Annotated in this window: 17 protein-coding genes; 9 read left to right on the forward strand and 8 right to left on the reverse strand. The window is 31.6% G+C overall.

Annotated features, from left to right (window positions below; translation table 11 throughout):
- Window positions 1–23: 23 nt before the first annotated feature.
- Window positions 24–956, forward strand: a complete 933-nt coding sequence (locus MPF19_RS16870) for a family 16 glycosylhydrolase (protein WP_203394925.1) — start codon at window positions 24–26, stop codon at window positions 954–956.
- Window positions 957–1,061: 105 nt separating this feature from the next.
- Here the strand turns inward: MPF19_RS16870 and groL are convergent, their stop codons facing one another.
- The 7 genes from groL to miaB form a co-directional block, all read right to left on the reverse strand.
- The gene (groL, locus tag MPF19_RS16875; protein ID WP_203394924.1) at window positions 1,062–2,693 is read right to left on the reverse strand and encodes a chaperonin GroEL; all 1,632 of its coding nucleotides are present in this window, start codon (window positions 2,691–2,693) and stop codon (window positions 1,062–1,064) included.
- A 113-nt stretch (window positions 2,694–2,806) separates the two neighbouring features.
- The gene (locus tag MPF19_RS16880; protein WP_068449432.1) at window positions 2,807–3,082 is read right to left on the reverse strand and encodes a co-chaperone GroES; all 276 of its coding nucleotides are present in this window, start codon (window positions 3,080–3,082) and stop codon (window positions 2,807–2,809) included.
- 175 nt (window positions 3,083–3,257) lie between these two features.
- Entirely contained in the window at window positions 3,258–3,590 is a 333-nt protein-coding gene (gene secG, locus MPF19_RS16885; RefSeq protein WP_203394923.1) for a preprotein translocase subunit SecG, read from the reverse strand.
- Entirely contained in the window at window positions 3,587–4,360 is a 774-nt protein-coding gene (locus MPF19_RS16890) for a DUF8458 domain-containing protein (RefSeq protein ID WP_249989423.1), read from the reverse strand. The genes secG and MPF19_RS16890 overlap by 4 nt, the downstream gene beginning before the upstream one ends.
- A gap of 66 nt (window positions 4,361–4,426) precedes the next feature.
- The gene (locus MPF19_RS16895) at window positions 4,427–4,933 is read right to left on the reverse strand and encodes an LptE family protein (protein ID WP_249989425.1); all 507 of its coding nucleotides are present in this window, start codon (window positions 4,931–4,933) and stop codon (window positions 4,427–4,429) included.
- Window positions 4,934–5,167: 234 nt separating this feature from the next.
- On the reverse strand, window positions 5,168–6,391 hold the full coding sequence (locus MPF19_RS16900) for a sigma 54-interacting transcriptional regulator (protein WP_203394920.1): 1,224 nt from the start codon (window positions 6,389–6,391) through the stop codon (window positions 5,168–5,170).
- Window positions 6,392–6,569: 178 nt separating this feature from the next.
- Entirely contained in the window at window positions 6,570–8,024 is a 1,455-nt protein-coding gene (gene miaB / locus MPF19_RS16905; RefSeq protein ID WP_249989427.1) for a tRNA (N6-isopentenyl adenosine(37)-C2)-methylthiotransferase MiaB, read from the reverse strand.
- Between the two features lie 200 nt (window positions 8,025–8,224).
- On the opposite strand from miaB, the gene topA reads away from it, so the two are divergent.
- From topA to MPF19_RS16940, 7 genes are all read left to right on the forward strand, one after another.
- A complete protein-coding gene (gene topA, locus MPF19_RS16910; RefSeq protein ID WP_249989430.1) occupies window positions 8,225–10,738 on the forward strand; it encodes a type I DNA topoisomerase in 2,514 nt (837 codons plus the stop codon).
- A gap of 36 nt (window positions 10,739–10,774) precedes the next feature.
- Entirely contained in the window at window positions 10,775–11,935 is a 1,161-nt protein-coding gene (locus MPF19_RS16915; RefSeq protein WP_203394917.1) for a formimidoylglutamase, read from the forward strand.
- Window positions 11,936–12,040: 105 nt separating this feature from the next.
- Window positions 12,041–13,417: a T9SS ring complex lipoprotein PorK/GldK gene (porK, locus tag MPF19_RS16920; RefSeq protein ID WP_249989431.1), complete on the forward strand. Its 1,377-nt coding sequence runs from the start codon at window positions 12,041–12,043 to the stop codon at window positions 13,415–13,417.
- Between the two features lie 29 nt (window positions 13,418–13,446).
- Entirely contained in the window at window positions 13,447–14,091 is a 645-nt protein-coding gene (gene porL / locus MPF19_RS16925) for a type IX secretion system motor protein PorL/GldL (RefSeq protein ID WP_249989432.1), read from the forward strand.
- A gap of 45 nt (window positions 14,092–14,136) precedes the next feature.
- Window positions 14,137–15,666 carry a type IX secretion system motor protein PorM/GldM gene (gene porM, locus MPF19_RS16930; RefSeq protein WP_249989433.1) on the forward strand — a complete coding sequence of 510 codons (1,530 nt, stop codon included), beginning with the start codon at window positions 14,137–14,139 and terminating at the stop codon, window positions 15,664–15,666.
- 17 nt (window positions 15,667–15,683) lie between these two features.
- Window positions 15,684–16,538 (forward strand): type IX secretion system ring subunit PorN/GldN, encoded by an 855-nt coding sequence (gene porN, locus MPF19_RS16935; protein ID WP_249989434.1) that lies wholly within the window; start codon window positions 15,684–15,686, stop codon window positions 16,536–16,538.
- A gap of 291 nt (window positions 16,539–16,829) precedes the next feature.
- A complete protein-coding gene (locus tag MPF19_RS16940; protein ID WP_249989435.1) occupies window positions 16,830–17,894 on the forward strand; it encodes an NAD(P)/FAD-dependent oxidoreductase in 1,065 nt (354 codons plus the stop codon).
- Window positions 17,895–18,038: 144 nt separating this feature from the next.
- On the opposite strand, the gene MPF19_RS16945 is transcribed toward MPF19_RS16940, so the two are convergent.
- The gene (locus MPF19_RS16945; protein WP_203394911.1) at window positions 18,039–18,428 is read right to left on the reverse strand and encodes a DUF983 domain-containing protein; all 390 of its coding nucleotides are present in this window, start codon (window positions 18,426–18,428) and stop codon (window positions 18,039–18,041) included.
- A gap of 75 nt (window positions 18,429–18,503) precedes the next feature.
- On the opposite strand from MPF19_RS16945, the gene MPF19_RS16950 reads away from it, so the two are divergent.
- The gene (locus MPF19_RS16950) at window positions 18,504–20,420 is read left to right on the forward strand and encodes an ABC-F family ATP-binding cassette domain-containing protein (RefSeq protein WP_249989437.1); all 1,917 of its coding nucleotides are present in this window, start codon (window positions 18,504–18,506) and stop codon (window positions 20,418–20,420) included.
- The last annotated feature ends 57 nt before the right edge of the window (window positions 20,421–20,477 follow it).

A 20,477-nucleotide genomic window follows, 5' to 3' on the forward strand; every position in this document is an offset into this window, starting at 1 on the left:
TTTCATAATAATTAAAACGTATAATGAATAAAAGTTTATTGTTTTCTGTGATTGTGCTTATATCTTTTAATACCGTTTCTCAGAAAGTACAACCATTTACTTCTAAAGATGGAGAAAAATGGACATTAAAAGAAGATGTTTCAGATGAGTTTGATGCGCTTAATGTAGATTATAAAAAGTGGCAGAAGAACCCAACGCATGTGCAAACTTGGACCTGGGATAATGAGAAAAACGTAGTTCTTTCAGATGGTAGTTTAAAAATTATTGCCCGTTTTGATGATGAAGGAGCAGATAGACGTTTTTTTGATTCTTGTACTAAAAAATCTACACCAGATTTCGATTTGTATTTTACTTCAGGAATGTTAAAATCATATAAAAAAAGTGTGTATGGTTATTATGAAGCGCGTATTAAAGGAGCGCCATTGTATCCTGGTTTATCGCCTGCTTTTTGGATGTATAGTTCTATAGATGATTCTTTAGTAAAAGAAGGAGAAGTAAGGTATAGTGAAATTGATGTTGTAGAGCTTACGCAAAGAGGAACTAGAGTAGCAGGGAACGAAAGAATAACAGATCATAACTTACATGCCATCGTTTCTAATGGACAAAAAGGAGGGAAGGGACGCGTTTGGATGCGTCCAAATGATGATAAATATAGAGATAAGCAAAGAAATGAGAATCATGCGTCATTCGATCCAAGAGATGATTTTCATATATATGGATGTGAAGTAAATGAAAAGGAAATTATTTGGTTTGTAGATGGAGTAGAAATCGGTAGAAAAGCAAATGAGTTTTGGCACAGACCAATGAATGTAGCACTTTCTTTAGGTATTAGAAATCCATATACTATTTTTAAATGTAACGGATTTGCAGTGCCGCCAAAACCAAGTTTAGAAGAGCAGAAGAAGTTTCCTTCTGCTATGGAAGTGGATTATGTGAGAGTTTGGGAAAAAAAGTAGTAATAAAATAGAAATAAAAAAATCCGATAGAAATTAATCTATCGGATTTTTTATTGATATAAATGTAATAAGCAAGAGTGAAAACCTGCCCACCAGTGCTACTGGCTACATCATTCCTGGCATTCCACCACCCATTGGAGGCATTCCTGCAGGAGCATCTTCTTTAATATCTACTAAAGCACATTCTGTAGTTAAGATCATTCCGGCAACAGAAGCAGCATTTTCTAATGCAACACGAGTTACTTTCTTAGGATCTATAATTCCTGCTTCTAACATGTCTACGTACGTATCATTTTTAGCGTCATAACCAAAGTCTTTTTTACCTTCTAAAACTTTGTTTAAAACAACAGAACCTTCACCACCAGCATTCTCTACAATAATTCTTAGAGGAGCTTCAATTGCTTTGTTAATAATTTGTACACCTGTAGTTTCGTCTAAATTATCTGTTGTAATTTTTTCTAAAACTCTTTTAGCGCGCACTAAAGCAACACCACCACCGGCAACAATACCTTCTTCAACGGCAGCTCTTGTAGCATGTAAAGCATCATCAACTCTATCTTTCTTTTCTTTCATTTCTACTTCAGAAGCAGCACCAACATATAAAACAGCAACACCACCAGCTAATTTAGCCAAACGCTCTTGTAGTTTCTCTTTGTCGTAGTCAGAAGTTGTAGTTTCAATCTGCGCTTTTATTTGGTTTACTCTTGTTTTAATAGCTTCTGCATTACCAGAACCATTTACAATTGTAGTATTGTCTTTATCTACAGTAATAGTTTCTGCAGTACCTAAAAGATCTAAAGTTGCATTTTCTAATGAAAAACCTCTTTCTTCAGAAATTACAGTTCCGCCAGTTAAAATAGCGATGTCCTCTAACATAGCTTTTCTTCTGTCTCCAAAACCAGGAGCTTTTACAGCAGCAATTTTTAAACCACCACGTAATTTATTCACTACTAAAGTAGCCAATGCTTGTCCGTCTACATCTTCAGCAATGATTAATAAAGGACGTCCAGACTGAGAAACTGGTTCTAAAATTGGAAGAATTTCTTGTAAGTTAGAAATCTTTTTATCAAATAATAAGATATAAGGGTTTTCTAAATCTGCAATCATTTTGTCTGCATCTGTAACAAAATAAGGAGATAAGTAACCTCTGTCAAATTGCATACCTTCTACAACATCAACATATGTTTCCATACCTTTAGCCTCTTCAACAGTAATAACACCTTCTTTACCAACCTTGGCAAAAGCAGTAGCTATTAAATCTCCAATTACTGCATCGTTATTTGCAGAAATAGCGGCAACTTGTTGAATTTTTTCAGAAGAATTACCAACTTTTTTAGCTTGTTTTTCTAAGTCTACAATAATTGCAGCAACCGCTTTGTCAATTCCACGTTTTAAATCCATTGGGTTTGCACCTGCAGCAACGTTTTTTAATCCTTCTTTTACAATTGCTTGTGCAAGAACGGTAGCAGTTGTAGTACCATCACCAGCTAAATCGTTGGTTTTAGAAGCAACTTCTTTTACCATTTGAGCTCCCATGTTTTCAAGCTCATTTTCTAACTCAATTTCTTTTGCTACAGAAACTCCATCTTTAGTAACCGTTGGCGCACCAAAAGATTTAGAAATAATTACGTTTCTTCCTTTTGGTCCTAAAGTTACTTTTACTGCATTTGCTAAAGCATCAACTCCACGTTTTAATCCGTCTCTTGCTTCAATATCAAATTTTATATGTTTTGCCATTGTTTTAAATTTTTATTTTAGCTTTTAGCAGTTTGCCTTTAGCTAAAAATAGTTACTATGAATTTTATTTTTTTGATTTTGCTAAAGGCGAATAGCCAAAAGCAAATAGCTTTTTAAATAATTGCTAAAATATCAGATTCACGCATCATTAAATAATCTTTACCTTCTAGCTTCAAATCAGTTCCACCATACTTACTATATAAAACGGTATCTCCAATTTTTACAGTTAAAGGCTCGTCTACCTTTCCGTTTCCTACGGCAACAACAGTTCCTTGTTGTGGCTTTTCTTTTGCGTTATCAGGTATAATTAACCCAGATGCTGTTTTTGTTTCTGCTGGAGCAGGTTCTACAAGAACTCTGTCTGCTAAAGGTTTAATGTTTAATCCCATTGTTATATTTTTAGATAATTAATTTATTGTATTACTTTCAGTAAATAGTCAGAAATTGTGCCATTACAATAAAACTGACAATTTTTCTTTGATTGATTTTATTGTTAAAATTTAAGCATAAAAAAATGCCAACGTGTCATTTTCGTTGGCATTTTAAGTTATTTCTAACAGGTAGTTATTTTAAACTATCGTTAGTTGCAGGAGTTGTAGTGTTCACAGGAGTTGTAGTTTCAATACCGTCTAAAGTATTTTTTAACTCAAAGTTGTTCTCTCCGTTTCTTGGAATTGCAAAATTTGCTAATAAAATTAAAGCAAACATAGCAATTGCTAAAGTCCAAGTTGTTCTGTCTAAAAAGTTGTTAGTGTTTTGTACACCACCTAAAGATTGTGCTCCACCACCTCCAAAAGAAGAAGATAACCCTCCACCTTTAGGATTTTGTACCATCACGATTAAGATTAATGCAATGGCTACAATCAAAATTAGAATTAAAAATGCTGTGTAACTCATGATTTATTTTTTTGTAAAATTTGTATTCTTTTAATTTGGTCTGCAAAGAAACCACTTTTTTCTGGATATTTCAAACTTAAAATTCTATAAGCTTGTATAGCGTTATCATACTTTTTTTGTTCCAAATAAACTTTAGCTAAAGTTTCCGTCATTAATAATGAGTCTTGAGTGTTTTTTGCAACGGGAACTGCTACCATTTTATCTTTAGCTAGAGGCTTAATTTTAGGGTTGTTTTCTATAAAAGTGTTTATTAAATCTTCTTTTTTAGTAGTTTTTTCAATTATTATTTTAGTTTCTCTAATAATTGGTTTTTTTGCAGACAGTTGCAACCATTCTCCAAAAGAATGATCTTCTGTAGCTGAAAATGATATTGGTTTTCCTATTTCTAGTGCTTTTTTTACTTCAATTACTTTTTCTGCGGTTTCAATAGGTTTTTCTATTGGAGTTTCAATAATTTCAGAAGGTATTTTTACTGTTTGTTCTTCCGATATTTTTTCAAATATTTGTTGATGAATATCTGGTTTCTTATTATTGAAGTCGTTTGTAGTAATATAATTGAATAATAAAGTTCTGTCTGTTGTGTAAGCAGCGGTTACTTTTAATTCGTTATTATATTTAAAACTATCCTGATTTTTTAAACCTTTTAAATACAAAACTCTAGCTGCTTGAAAATACGGATACTCTTCAACAACAGTTTTTAATTCAGCAGTTTCCACTTCCTGAACCTGGGTTTTATTTTTTATTAAATCTATAAAAGTAGCTGGTTTCAAATCTTGTTTTTTAATAAACTCTTTTTTTTACTGAATACTGTAACTGAGCACTATCAACTTTTTAAATTACCATTTGGCAACCGAAGCGTTAAAAATATCTTGTGTTAATCGTTCCATAATTTCATCTAAAGCAGCTTCTAATACACTACCTGTTAGTTGTGCATCTGCCGCATAATCAGAATAAAAAGAGAATTGTTTTTCAAAATCATCTTTCTCTACCAGTTTATTTACAAAACGGACATTCACCGTTATAGTAAGCCTGTTTTGAGCAGCGGTTTGGTCTGCAGTAGCACTCATTGGTGTAATTCTGTAACCGGTAATTTCTCCACTAAAATATAAATCTCCGTTAGAGGTAACTGTTGTTAAGTTGGTTTGTCTTGTAAATAAATCTAACATGTCTTGGGTAAAACGCTGACTTAATGTTGGCTCTACTAAAGATGCTTGATTAGGGAAAAAATCTATTTGTAAGGTTTTTGCATCACCAGTACTTCCTCCTGTAAAAGAGTATGCACCGCAAGCAATAAAAAATAAAGTGCTTAATGAGAATAATGTTATGTAGAGTATTTTTTTCATAATTATAAAAATAGTTTCACTTTAATTTAAAGTTATAAATTTAATATCAAAATTTCTAAAAAAAGAAATCTCTTAATTTAGAAAACCAAAACGATGAAGCTTTATGAGATTTCTACCTTTGGTCGAAATGACACAACTGCACGTTATTTTTTCGCTTTTATAAAATTTTGATTCTCAAACTGTCCGTGTTTTTTTCAATTAAACAATTCAACTTTTAAACAATTACACATTCTTTTACAAATCGTATTGTTTAATTTTTCTGTATAGAGTTCTTTCGGATATTCCTAGTTCTTTAGCGGCTAACTTGCGTTTATTGCTGTTTTTTTCTAAAGATTTTTTAATCATTTCTACTTCTTTGTCTTGTAAAGATAAAGACTCGTCTTCTTCAATCGTCTCAATAAAATCATAATCTTTTTCTGCGGATGAGTTTTGTGGAATATTCATCACTTCTACATTAGATTTATGAGCATCTTTGTTTTCGTACATCTTTTCAATTAATTGATGATGTTCTTCCTGCACTTCCTCTACATTACCACTTTTCATTAAGTCTAACGTCAACTTTTTTAAATCGTTGATGTCATTACGCATATCAAATAAAATTTTATACATAATGTCGCGTTCGGTAGAGAAATCATTATCCTTTTTACCGCCTATAATAGCAGGTAAATTGCCGTTATTATTAGGTAAGTATTGTTGCAATTTAAGTCCAGAAATAACTCTTTCTTCTTCAATAACCGAAATTTGTTCTGCTAAGTTTTTTAACTGACGAATGTTCCCGGGAAAACGGTAGTTTAATAACACTTTTACGGCATTTTCATCTAATCGAATAGAAGGCATTCTGTATTTTTGAGCAAAATCTGCAGCAAATTTTCTAAACAATAGATGAATATCTTCATTACGCTCTCTTAAAGCAGGTAAATGAATTTCTACGGTACTTAATCTGTAGTATAAATCTTCTCTAAATTTTTCTTTCTGAATTGCAGATTGCATGTTAACATTCGTTGCTGCTACAATTCTAACATTGGTTTTTATAACTTTAGAAGAACCTACTTTTATAAATTCGCCATTTTCTAAAACACGTAATAAACGTACTTGGGTTGTTAAAGGTAATTCTCCAACTTCATCTAAAAAGATAGTTCCGCCATCTGCAACTTCAAAATATCCTTTTCTATCTTGTGTTGCTCCAGTAAAAGAACCTTTTTCGTGACCAAATAATTCACTATCTATAGTACCTTCTGGAATTGCACCACAGTTTACAGCAATATATTTTGCATGTTTTCTATGTGATAATTGATGCACTATTCTTGGTATATTTTCTTTACCAACTCCACTTTCTCCAGTAACTAATACAGAAATATCTGTAGGCGCAACCCTAAGGGCTTTTTCTAAAGCTCTATTTAAGTGAATATCGTTACCGATAATTCCAAAACGTTGTTTTAATGCTTGTAAGTTTTCCATATAGCCCCTTTTAATTTCCCCGAAGGAGAAAACACTTATTTCTTTTTACTTTTTTTAAGTCAAGAATCTTTTTATTCAAGAAACATTATGTCTTGGTTCTTGTCTCTATCAGTCTTATCTCTCTCTTTTTACCCACAGCAGTTTCCTTCCTTTTGGGAAGGATTAAGGATGGGCTGTTTTAATTATTATCAGAATATCCAACTACGGTTCCTTTTAAGGTCGCAGAAGTACAATCTTCTACTTTTACCATTACAAAATCTCCTAATTTATAATCTCCTTTATCAAAAACAGCTACCGTATTTTGGGTATTTCTACCTTTCCACTCATTCGGGTTTTTCTTAGAAGTACCTTCAATTAAAAATTCTTCTACTTTTCCTAAATGTTGTTGCGTTCTGTATAAAGCGTGTTCTTGTTGTAAATCAATAATTTCTTGTAATCTGCGTTTTTTTGTAGCAAAAGGTACATCATCTACCATTTTCTTAGCCGCTAAAGTTCCTGGTCTTTCCGAATAGGTAAACATAAAACCGAAATCGTATTTTACATATTTCATCAAGTCTAAAGTATCTTGATGATCTTCTTCTGTTTCTCCACAAAAACCAACAATCATATCTTGACTTAAAGACATTTCTGGTACAATCTTAAAAATATTATCAATTAAAGTGATGTATTCTTCACGCGTGTGCTGTCTGTTCATGGCTTTTAGCATGTTATTGCTTCCGCTCTGCACAGGCAAATGAAGATATTTACAGATATTTTTATGTTTTGCTATTGCGTGAATCACATCTAAACTAATATCTTGTGGATTAGAAGTGGCAAAACGAAAACGTGTTTTCGGAAACTCTGTAGCACACATATCTAATAATTGTGCAAAATTTACAGCCGTTGCTTGTGCCATTTCAGAGGCTTTGCCAAAATCCTTTTTCAATCCTCCACCAAACCATAAGAAACTATCTACATTCTGACCTAAAAGTGTAATTTCTTTAAAGTTTCTATCTACCATAGATTGAATTTCTTCTATAATACTCTTCGGGTCACGGCTTCTTTCTCGTCCACGTGTAAACGGAACCACACAGAAAGTACACATATTATCACAACCTCTGGTTATAGATACAAATGCAGTAACTCCGTTAGAATTTAAACGAACCGGAGAAATATCTCCGTAGGTTTCTTCTTTAGATAAAATTACATTTACGGCATCTCTACCAGCATTTACTTCTTCTAGTAAGTTTGGTAAATCTTTATAAGCATCTGGCCCAACAACCAAGTCAACAATTTTTTCTTCTTCTAAAAACTTTTCTTTTAAGCGTTCAGCCATACAGCCTAAAACGCCTACTTTCATGTTTTTGTTCACTTGTTTTACAGCATTGTATTTCTGTAATCTTTTACGAACCGTGGTTTCTGCTTTTTCTCTAATAGAGCAGGTGTTTACCAGCACTAAATCTGCTTCTTCTAGAATTTGAGTGGTGTTATAACCTTCTTTGTCTAATATAGCAGCTACAATCTCACTATCATTCATATTCATTTGGCAGCCGTAGCTTTCTATGAATAGTTTTTTAGTGTTATTTTTTTTATTTTCGGTTACAAGAGCTTTCCCTTGTATTTTCTCGTCTATGACTTTTTCTACGTATTCCATCTCTCAATTTATCATTTAAAGGTGAGCAAAGATACAACCAAATTTATATTGTTGTGACAAATTGGCAGAAAAATTAGTAGAGTAATTCTAATATTTTTTTGTTGAAAATTGATGAAATAATTTTTTTTTACAAAAAACTGACTACTTTTGCAACCAAAATAGTACGTTTTTAAAGCGTTTTAGCGACAAAAGAGAGATAAATGGCAAAGAATTTAGTAATTGTAGAGTCACCAGCAAAAGCAAAAACCATCGAAAAATTTCTTGGAAAAGATTTTCAAGTAGAATCTAGTTATGGTCATATTGCAGACTTACCATCCAAAGAATTGGGTATTGATGTAGAAGGAGATTTTAGTCCAAAATATATTATTTCTGATGATAAAAAACCAGTTGTAAAAAAGTTAAAAGCTTTAGCCAAGAAAGCAGACACTGTTTGGTTAGCAAGTGATGAGGATCGAGAGGGTGAGGCAATTGCATGGCATTTAAAAGAGCAATTAGGTTTAGTAGATGCCAATACAAAACGTATTGTATTTCATGAAATAACAAAAAATGCCATTTTAAAAGCAGTTGATAATCCAAGAGATATAGACTATAATATGGTAAATGCACAACAAGCACGTAGAGTTTTAGACAGACTTGTTGGGTATGAATTATCGCCCGTTTTATGGCGTAAAGTTAAAGGAGGTTTGTCTGCAGGTAGAGTACAATCTGTAGCAGTTCGTTTAATTGTAGAAAAAGAAAGAAGCATTCAAGAATTTAATGCAGAAACACATTATAAAGTAGTTGCAGAGTTTTCTAATGTTGAAGGAAAAACGTTTAAAGCAACGATTCCAAAGAATTTTGATACTAAAAAAACAGCTGAAAATTTCTTAAAATCGTGTGCAAATGCAGATTTTTCTATAGCCGAGTTAACCAAAAAACCAGCAAAGAAATCTCCAGCAGCGCCATTTACAACGTCTACGTTACAACAAGAAGCATCTAGAAAATTAGGTTTTCCGGTTGCAAAGACAATGCAAGTAGCACAACGTTTGTATGAAGCCGGTTTAATTACTTATATGAGAACAGATAGTTTAAATTTATCTGTTGATGCAAGAAACGCTGCCGAAGAAGAAATTACTAATTATTACGGTAAAGAATATAGCAAACAACGTGTTTTTAAAACGAAGTCAAAAGGTGCTCAAGAGGCGCACGAGGCGATTCGTCCTACGAACATGAAAATGCATGCTATTGCTACGGAATATGACCAAACGAGATTGTATGATTTAATTTGGAAAAGAACATTGGCTTCTCAAATGAGTGATGCTCAGTTAGAGAGAACCAATTTTAAAATAGAAAACTCTGAGAACTCAAAAATATTCACTGCAAATGGTGAAATGATAAAGTTTGATGGTTTCTTAAAAGTATATTTAGAAGGGAAAGATGATGATGAGGAAGAACAAGCAGGAATGCTACCAACTTTAAAAGTAGGGGAAGCATTAAATTATTCTTTTATAAACGCAACACAGCGTTTTACGAGTCCACCTTACCGATTTACAGAAGCTTCTTTGGTAAAACAATTAGAAGAATTAGGTATTGGTAGACCGTCTACATACGCGCCAACCATTTCTACAGTACAAAGAAGGGGTTATGTAGAAAAAGGAGAAGACGAAGGGTTAGAACGAAATTACGAACAAATGATTTTAGTTGATGGAGCTGTAAAAAGTGAAGCATTAACTGAAAAAACAGGTTCTAATAAAAATAAATTAATACCTACGGATATTGGTAATATAGTAAACGACTTTTTAGTTGCTAATTTTTCTAATGTTTTAGATTTTGGTTTTACAGCTAAAGTAGAATCTTCTTTTGATGATATTTCTGAAGGAAATGAAGATTGGATCGAAATGATTAAAGGTTTCTATACAAAGTTTCATGACACGGTGGAAGATGTTAAGGAAAACGCAGAAAGAGAAAGTGGAGAACGTATTTTAGGGAAACATCCAGAAACAGGAAAAACGGTTTTAGTACGTTTAGGTAAATTTGGACCAATTGCACAAATTGGAGCACCAGAAGACGAAGAAAAAGTATTTGCAAGCCTAAATAAAGATCAGAATTTAGGAACCATCACCATGGAAGAAGCATTAGAATTGTTCTTGCTTCCAAAAACATTGGGTGGTTATGAAGATGAAGAGGTTATTGTTTCTAATGGTCGTTTTGGTCCTTATATTCGTTTTGGAACCATGTTTGTTTCTTTAGATAAAGGTGAAAATCCAATGGAAGTAGATTTGCCAAGAGCTATTGAGTTAATTGTGGCAAAACAAAAAGCAGATGCACCAATTTATCATTATGAAGATTTGCCTGTACAAAAGGGAGTTGGACGTTTTGGGCCTTTCTTAAAATGGAATAATATATTTATCAACGTTAATAAAAAATACGATTTCGATAATCTTACTGACGACGATATTATTGAGTTAATAGAAGTTAAAAAGCAGAAAGAAATAGATAAAGTTTTACATAATTGGGAAGATGTTGGTATTCGTGTTGAAAAAGCACGTTGGGGGCGTTTTAATGTTTTAAAAGGTAAAATTAAGATTGAGTTGCCAAAAACAACAGAGATTGAAAAAATGACCAAAGAAGAAGCGGTTAAAATGATTGAAGCTAAAACTCCGAAGAAAAAAGCAGCAAAGAAAAAAGTTGTAAAAAAGAAAGTCGTAAAAAAGAAAGTGACTAAAAAGAAATAATTGTTTCCTAATACTATAATTGATTTTTAAAAATTGATGAACCAAGACTTTTTAAGCCCAGTAACAGCATCTATTGTAACGTATTTAGAAGAGCAATCTAGTTTGTGTTTAGGTAAAACCTTTAGAATACATACAGAAGAAGAAGGTTTGCCTGATCTAGAGAATGTGCAAATTGCAATTTTAGGAGTTCAAGAAGACAGAAACTCAGAAAATAATTTTGGATGTGGAGAAAATTTACATTTTATCCGAAGAAAATTATACAATTTATTTCCTGGTAATTGGAATACTCAAATTGCAGATTTAGGAAATGTATTAAAAGGAAATTCGGTTACAGATACTTATTTTGCAGTTTCAGAAATTATTACAGAATTATTGAAGAAAAATATTATTCCTGTAATTATTGGAGGAGGTCAAGATTTAACTTATGTAAATTATAGAGCGTATGACGCTTTAGAACAAACCGTTAATATTGCAGCTGTAGATAGTCGTTTCGATTTAGGTCATTTAGATGACGCGTTAACTTCTCAGTCTTATTTAAGTAAAATAATTATGCAAGAACCTAATAACTTGTTTAATTATAGTAATGTAGGTTATCAGACATATTTTAATTCGCAAGAAGAAATACAGTTGTTAGATAATTTGTTTTTTGATGCTTGTAGATTAGGAAAAGCAAAAGAATTAGAAAATATTGAACCCGTTTTTAGAAATGCAGATATTGTTTCTATAGATTTAGGTTCTGTAAGGCAAAGTGAAGCTCCTGCTAATAATAATGCTTCTCCAAATGGTTTTTATGGAGAGGAAATTTGTGCTATATCTAGGTATGCGGGACTAAGCGATAAGGTATCTTCATTTGGTATTTATGAGTATAATTCTAAGTTAGATAACAATCATCAGACGGCGCACCTAATAGCGCAAATGATTTGGTATTTTATTGAAGGAGTTAATTTTAGAGTAAAAGATTATCCGTTTTCGGGAAAAGAAAATTATCAAAAATTCACTGTTTTATTAGAGGATGATGATCCTTTAACATTTTATAAAAGTAATAAATCTGGAAGATGGTGGATAGAGATAAAAATTTTATCAGATAATAAATATAAAAGACATGCGTTAATACCATGTACATATAATGATTATACAGATGCAACTAAGCAAATTATCCCAGAAAAATGGTATAAAGCGATGCGTAAATTAGTGTAGTAAAAAAAGAATAGAGCATTATAACGTTAAAAAGCAATTTGCTTATTGTTTTTTAACAAAAAAAATAATAGGTTTACGAACTATATAGTAAAGACATTTTAAAATATGAAGAAAGCAGCAATATTTGCACTTTTAATAGTAGTTTTTTACAGTTGTGGCTCTAATGATAGAGGAGAATTGGTAGGAGTTAAATCGAAGAAAAAATGGTTTTCAGAAAAACCATTTGGTATGGCGTTAATTCCTGGGGGTGCCTTTACAATGGGTAAACAAGATGAAGACCTTATTGGTACAATAAATTCACCAACCAAAACAGTTACTTTAAGGCCATATTATATGGACGAGACTGAAATTACGAACAATGAATATAAAGAATTTGTTCAATGGGTTAGGGATTCTGTTGTAAGAACTAGACTTGGTTATCAGCAAGAGTTTGCATCTATGATGGGAACTCCAGATCCAAACGGACAACTTCCTTCTGGTGGTATTAATGATTATGCATTTGCGGTATTAAAAGATACAACTGGAGCCAATGCTTATGAAAAGTACATGTATGATAATTACACGAGTTTAGAATTCGATTCAGATTCTATAAGACCATTAAATTGGGATACAGATATTATTTGGGATAAAGAAGATTTTCCGGATGCAGATTATGTAGAGGTAATGGATACTTTATATGTGCCTAGAGATGAAGCTGTAGATGGGGTTAGATCTTTTAACGTTAAATTCTTAAAATATAAATACACTTGGTTTGATAGAGATAATGCTGCAAGAAAAGGTGGTAATAGAAAAGATTTTGTAAAAACTGAAACATTAAATATCTATCCAGATACTACCGTTTGGGTAAAAGATTTTAACTACTCTTATAATGATCCAATGCACCAAGATTATTTTTACCACCAATCTTATGGAGATTATCCAGTTGTTGGTGTAAACTGGGGGCAAGCAACTGCTTTTTGTAATTGGAGAACTAAGAAGAAAAATAATTTCTTAAGAAGTAAGAAAAATTCAACGGGTGTTCCAGATTTTAGATTGCCAACAGAGGCAGAGTGGGAATATGCTGCAAGAGGAGGGTTAGAATTTGCAACCTATCCTTGGGGTACAGGTGGTACTACTACAGATAGAGGATGCTTTTTAGCAAACTTTAAGCCTGTAAGAGGTGATTATGCGGTAGATGGAGCACTATATACTATGGAAGCCAAATCTTTTAATGCTAATGATTATGGCTTGTATAATATGGCAGGTAATGTTTCTGAATGGACAAATACAGCTTACAATTTATCTTCTTACTATATGGCTTCTACTATGAACCCAAATGTAGAAGATAGAAAAAACAAAAGAAAAATAATTCGTGGTGGTTCATGGAAAGATGTTGCATACTTTTTAGAAGTTAGTTCTAGAGATTATGAATATGCAGATACTGCAAGAAGTTACATTGGTTTTAGAACTGTACAGAACTATATTGGTACAACAAACAAATAATTAAAAAAAAATAACTAAGAAAATAAATTATGGCACAGTCAAAATCTTATAAGAAAACAATGAATTTCATTTATGGAATGGGAGCAGCAGTTGTAATTGTTGGAGCATTATTCAAAATTCAACACATGAGTTTAGGTCCTGTTACCGGAGGGATGATGTTAACAATTGGTTTGTTGGTAGAAGCAGCGGTTTTTGCAGTTTCAGCGTTTGATACTCCAGAAGATGATTTTGATTGGTCTAAAGTATATCCTGAGTTAGGAGAAGATAGCTTTAAAGCTGAAAAAGTCGAAAAAGAAGAAGCAGGAGCTCAAGGATTATTATCTCAAAAACTAGATAATTTATTAAAAGAGGCAAATATAGATGCTTCTTTAATGACAAGTTTAGGTAACAGCATGAAAAATTTTCAAGGAGCTGCAGAGGGTTTATCTGCTGCATCAGAATCTATTTCATCTACGAATAAATATAATGAACAAGTTTCTATGGCGGCAGTTCAAATGGAAACTTTAAATAATTTATATAAAGTACAAGTAGAAAATACAACTAGGCAATCTGAGTTAAATGGTGCTGTTGTAGAGAATACAGAAAAATTAAAAATTCAAATGGAGTCTTTAGCAAAAAACTTATCTTCTTTAAACGGAGTTTATGGTGGTATGCTTTCTGCAATGTCTAAATAATAATTAGTTGAATAATATAAAAATTAACTTAAAAAACTAATTAGAATGGCAGGAGGAAAAATGTCCGCAAGACAGAAAATGATAAACTTAATGTATCTTGTATTTATTGCAATGTTAGCAATGAACATGAGTAAAGAAGTTTTATCAGCTTTTGGTTTTATGAACGAAAAGTTAAGTGAAAATAATATTTCTACAACAGCAAAAAATAATGAAGCCTATGCTAATTTAGCAATGAAAGCTTCTGAACAAGCTGCAAAATTTGCAAAACTTAATAAAGAAGCAATAAAAATCAAAGGCTATTCAGCCGATTTTTATACCTATTTAGAAGAGCTAAAATCTAAAATGACTGCAGAAATCGAAGATAAAAACGATTATGAATCTATGGATAAAACGGCCTTTTTAGATGAACATTTCTTTAAAGGAGATAAATTTACAGCCGAAGGTCAAGAGTTTTTAGATAAAATTAATACCTATAGATCAGATGTAACTAACGCTTTAGGAAAAGATAATAAGTTTGCTCCAATATTGGCAAAAAGGTTTTCTACAGACGATGTTATTAATGCAGAGACAAAAAAAGAGATCCCTTTTTTGAATGCTAGATATGAGGGATTTCCTTTAGTAGCCTCTTTAACTAGTTTAACTCAAATGCAAGCAGATATTAAAAACACAGAAAGTGATATTGTATCTGATTTATTAGGAGGTAAAATGGAAGAAGCATTGTCTTTAAACAACTATAAAGGTATTGTTGCTTTAGATAAGAACGCTTATTTTGCAGGAGAAAAAGTAACGGGTAAAATTGTTTTAGGTCGTTATGATGCTACTATGATTCCTGATAACGTTACTTTAAACGGTAGAGATTATAAAAATATTCAATCAGGACAAGTAATTATTGATATGCCTGCAGGAAATGTTGGTAGTCATGATATCAAAGGAAAGATTGCCTTTACACAAAATGGAGAAGTAGTAGAAGTTCCTTTCGAAAGTTCTTATTCTGTAATTCCACAACCAGGAGATGCTGTTGTTTCTGCAGATAAAATGAATGTGGTTTATAGAGGTTTAGACAATCCTATTTCGGTTTCGTTACCAGGTGTAAGTGATCATAACTTAAGGGTTTCTGCAAGTGGAGGTAAATTAACAGGTGGTAAAGGTAAGTACAGTATTAGACCAGCAGGAGGTAGTGTTGCTACTATTAATGTTAGCGCAACTTTAAGTAATGGAAAATCTGTAAACTCTAAAGCTACTTTTAGAATTAAAGACATACCAGCAGCCATGGGGTCTGTAAGAGGACAATATGGAACTGTAAGAATGCCAAAATCTGGTTTATCTACAGCACCAATTGCAGCAGGATTACCAGATTTTGAATTTGATTTAAATATTAGAGTACAAAGTTTTAAAATTAAAGTACCAGGTCAATTAACAATTATTGTAAATGGATCTAGTTTAAATGCAGCGGCAAAACAAAAATTGTCTAAAGCAAAAAGGGGAGATATCATTAATATTTATGGTATTAAAGCTACGGCAAATGGGTATAATCTTAAAAAAGTATTACCTGTTAATATAGAATTAACAAACTAGAAGTTAAAAAATAAAATATGTTTAAAAATTGTTTACTATTATTTTTCGGTTTGATGATTGGTGGTTCAATAAACGCACAAATAGGTTTGTTGAATGCTAAAAAAGTAGATCAAATAGGAAAGAAAAACGAGCAACAAATTGCAGCCGATAATGATGCCCCTTTAGCCTACGGATATGTAGATGATAGAGATGTGTTATGGTCTAAAGTGGTTTGGGAATTTGTAGATTTAAATCAAAAGATTAATTTACCTTATTATTTCCCTATCGATAAATCAAATATTTCTTCGGGCAGAAGATCTTTATTTGATACTTTAATAAAAGGAATTAAACAAGGTAAAATAGAAGAGGTATATTCAGATTCATTTTTTACTTCTAAAATAACTCAAAACGAAATAGCTAATAGAATGTCTAGTGTTAGAGAAGAGAATGGGTATAGTGATACTATTAGACTTCAATCTCAAGACGTAGAAGGATATATGATGAAAGGAATGTGGTATTTTGATAAACGTCAAGGTGAGTTAAAATACAGATTGTTAGCATTAGCACCAATGGGTAAAGATGTACAAACTTTAGGTGTGCAAGATATTGAAGATGACCAATTGTATGAGTTGTTTTGGATTTTTTATCCATCTGCAAGAGATGTTTTACATGATGCCAAAGTATTCAATCCAAAAAATGCGTCACAACCAATTTCTTTTGATCACATGTTAAATGCAAGACGATTTAGCAGTACCATTGTTAGAGAAGAAAATATTTATGGTAATAGAGCTATTTCAGATTATGTTAGAGGTAATTCTTTATTCCAATTATTAGAAGCTAATAAAATTAAAGAAGATATTAGAAACAGAGAAATGGACATGTGGAATTACTAAAATTCTACCATTCTTAAAATATAAAAACGTTCCAAATCTTTGGAACGTTTTTTTTTTGAAGCTAATTCCAGCTTTCACTACGCATTTTTTTTACTGCCTGTTCTGAATACAAATTTTTCATTCTTTGAAATTCACTTAAACTTACACTAAAAAAGAGCTAAAACACACCGTTCAAAAGCGAAGCATTCAATGATTCAATAAAATATAAAAGTAGAGTTAATCGGGTCTAAACATTTTAATAAAATTTTGTAATAACATAATAATTATTGCAAATTCACGTATTTTTATCACATGAAAGTAGATTATATAATAGTTGGTTTAGGATTAGCAGGTTTGGCCTTTACAGAAGAATTAATAGCTGCTAAAAAGACGTTTTTAATTTTTGAAGACGATTCTCAAACCTCTTCATTAGTTGCAGGTGGTGTTTATAACCCAGTAATTTTAAAAAGATTTACTCCAGTTTGGAATGCCAAAGAACAATTGGATATTGCACTTCCTTTTTATAAAAGGTTAGAAGAAAAACTAAACATAACTATAGACCAAAAATTTGTCATCAAAAAATCTTTTAAATCTGTAGAAGACCAAAACAATTGGTTTGGTGCTTTAGACAAACCAAAGTTAACCGCTTATTTGGATCCAAAATTAGACACTAATTCTTATAACGGAGTTTTAGCAGATTTTAGTTTTGGTAATGTAAACGAAACAGGTAGAATAGATACCGAAAAACTGATACAATCCTACAGAGCCTATTTAGAATCAGAAAACTTCATTCGTTTTGAACAGTTTAAACATAAGGAATTAAATATTCAAGAAGAATCTATTTCTTATAAAGATATTGAAGCTTCAAAAATTGTTTTTTGTGAAGGTTTTGGAGTTACACAAAACCCATATTTTAATTATTTACCCATAAATGAAGCAAAAGGAGAATTGTTAACTATTCATGCTCCCGAATTAAATATCGATTTTTTATTAAAGTCGACTCTTTTTGTAATGCCTTTAGGCGACAATAACTATAAAGTAGGTGCAACATTTAATTGGACAGACAAAACATCAGATCCTTCTGAAGAAGGAAAAGAAGAGTTGGTAGAAAAGTTAAAGAAAGTACTTAATGTACCTTATACCATCGTTTCTCAATCTGCAGGAATAAGACCTACGGTTTCTGGCAGAAGACCTTTGGTTGGTATTCACCCGGATTATGCACAATTAATTGTTTTAAATGGTTTAGGAACACGAGGTGTAATGATTGCCCCAACGGTTGCTAAAAATCTGTTTAATCATATTTATAATGATGAACGTTTAGACGAAGAAATAGATATTGTCCGTTTTAAACATTTGAAGGATAAGCTAAATAAATAGAATTTACTTTTTGTTGCTTGGTGTTTTAATATAACTTCTTTATCGTTCTGCAATACGCGCTAAGGATAGAGCGGTTTGTTTGAGCTCTTTTTGTTTTTACAAAAAAGCGAGTAGCGAAAGCCTGTTAAAGCGCCCAAAATACGTTTAGGACTCTTTTTTAATTGCTTTTTTATCGAAATGTACAAACATATTTATCCAAATAATTCTAGATAAACGTAAATTAAAAGGCGCTAATACTAATAATGCAATTACAATAGCCGCAAAACATTGTAAAAGGTTTAATCCAAAAAACAAACTACTTATTACAAATACAGCTACAGAAAGTGCCACTGTTAAACCATAGTTAACGTACATAGCGCCATAAAAGAAAGAAGGTTCCATCATGTATTTTAAATTACATTTAGGACAATTGTTATGTAATTTGGTTACTTTATTGGGATTGAACGTAAATTTATACTTAAAAAATTCACCTTCATGACATCTAGGACACTTAGCATTAAAAATACTATACAACTTGGTTCCCTTTTTAAACATAATAGACTATAAATTTGTATACTTTTGCAAATATAGAGTTTTAAACTTTTTTTTAAGTAACAATTATTACATTAGATGCTAAACGTACACAACTTATCGGTTTCTTTTATGGGAACTGATTTATTTTCAGGAATAACTTTTAAATTAAACAAGGGAGATAGAATTGGTCTTATCGGTAAAAATGGGGCAGGGAAATCTACGCTTTTAAAGGTGCTTTCTAAAGATATAGAAAGTAGTGGCGGTACGATGGCTTTTGACAAAGATATTAGAATGGGCTTTTTAAGACAAGATATTGATTTTGTTGAAGGAAGAACTATTTTAGAAGAAGCATATCAGGCATTTGTAGAGATTAAAGAAATTGAGATAAAACTTGACGAAATTAATGAGCAATTAGCAACTAGAACCGATTATGAAAGTGAAGGTTATACTGAATTAATTCATGATTTAACGGATAATACAGAACGTTATGAATTACTTGGTGGTTATAATTACCAAGGTGATACCGAAAAGATTTTACAAGGTTTAGGTTTTCAGCGTGAAGATTTTGATAAAAAGACAGATACTTTTTCTGGAGGTTGGAGAATGCGTATAGAATTGGCCAAATTACTTTTACAAAATAATGATATTTTGTTATTAGATGAGCCAACGAATCACTTAGATATTGAATCTATTATTTGGTTAGAGAATTTCTTAAAAGGTTATTCTGGAGCCATTGTTTTGGTATCTCATGATAAAATGTTTTTAGATAATGTTACTAACAGAACGATTGAGATTTCTTTAGGTCAGATTTACGATTATAAAAAACCGTATTCTGAATTTTTAGTATTAAGAGGAGAAATCAAGGAAAAGCAGTTACAGGCTCAGAAAAATCAAGAGAAAGAAATAAAACAAAAACAACACTTAATTAATAAATTTAAAGCCAAAGCAAGTAAGGCATCTATGGCACAATCTTTAATGAAACAACTTGATAAAGTTGAATTGATTGAAGTTGACCAAGATGATAACCAAGCAATGAATGTGCGTTTTGCTATTTCTAAAGAACCTGGTAAAATTATAGTAGAAGCAGAAAAGCTTTGTAAAAGCTATGGTGATAAACATGTTTTAGAAGATGTAGATTTATTAATAGAAAGAAATAGTAAAATTGCTTTTGTTGGTCAAAACGGACAAGGAAAATCTACTTTGGCAAAAATGATGGTAGGTGAAATTCCGTTTCAGGGTCATTTAAAACTAGGGCATAATGTAGAAGTAGGGTATTTTGCTCAAAATCAATCGGAAGAATTGCCACCAGAAAGAACAGTGTTAGAAATTATGGAAGATGCTGCCACGGATACTAACAGAATGCGCGTTAGAGATATGTTAGGTTCTTTCTTATTTGGAGGAGATGCTGTAGATAAAAAAGCAAAAGTACTTTCTGGAGGGGAAAGAAATAGATTGGCATTGTGTAAATTATTATTACAACCTTTTAATGTTTTAATAATGGATGAGCCAACCAATCACTTAGATATTGCCTCTAAAACCGTACTAAAAGAAGCTTTAAAAAACTTTAATGGTACTTTAATTGTAGTTTCTCACGATAGAGATTTCTTACAAGGTTTAACAGAAACGGTATATGGTTTTAAAGATAAAGTGATAAAAGAATATTTAGGAGATATTGATTATTTCTTAGAGCAACATAAAATAGAAAACCTTAGAGAAGCGGAAAAAAGAACCGTTGTAAAAGTTGATAAGGATACTTCTAAGAAAGAATCACATCAATTATCTAGAGATCAAGAAAAACAATTAAAGAAATTAAAAAATAAACTTTCTAATATAGAAACTGAAATAGCAGATTTAGAAAAAGAAATTGCTAAAATAGATTTAGAATTAGCACAGAATTATGATGAAGTTTCTGCTAGACCAAATTTCTTTGAAAAATACAAAGCTAAAAAAGCAAAATTAGATGCTAAAATGGAAGCTTGGGAAAAAGTAGAAGCGGAAGTTTCTGATTTCTAGTTTTTGGTTTTATTAAAAAAATAAAAAGCTCATTGTTTATTTTATAAATAATGAGCT

It is taken from the genome of Polaribacter sp. Z014, from assembly GCF_023555435.1.
Classification (GTDB): domain Bacteria; phylum Bacteroidota; class Bacteroidia; order Flavobacteriales; family Flavobacteriaceae; genus Polaribacter.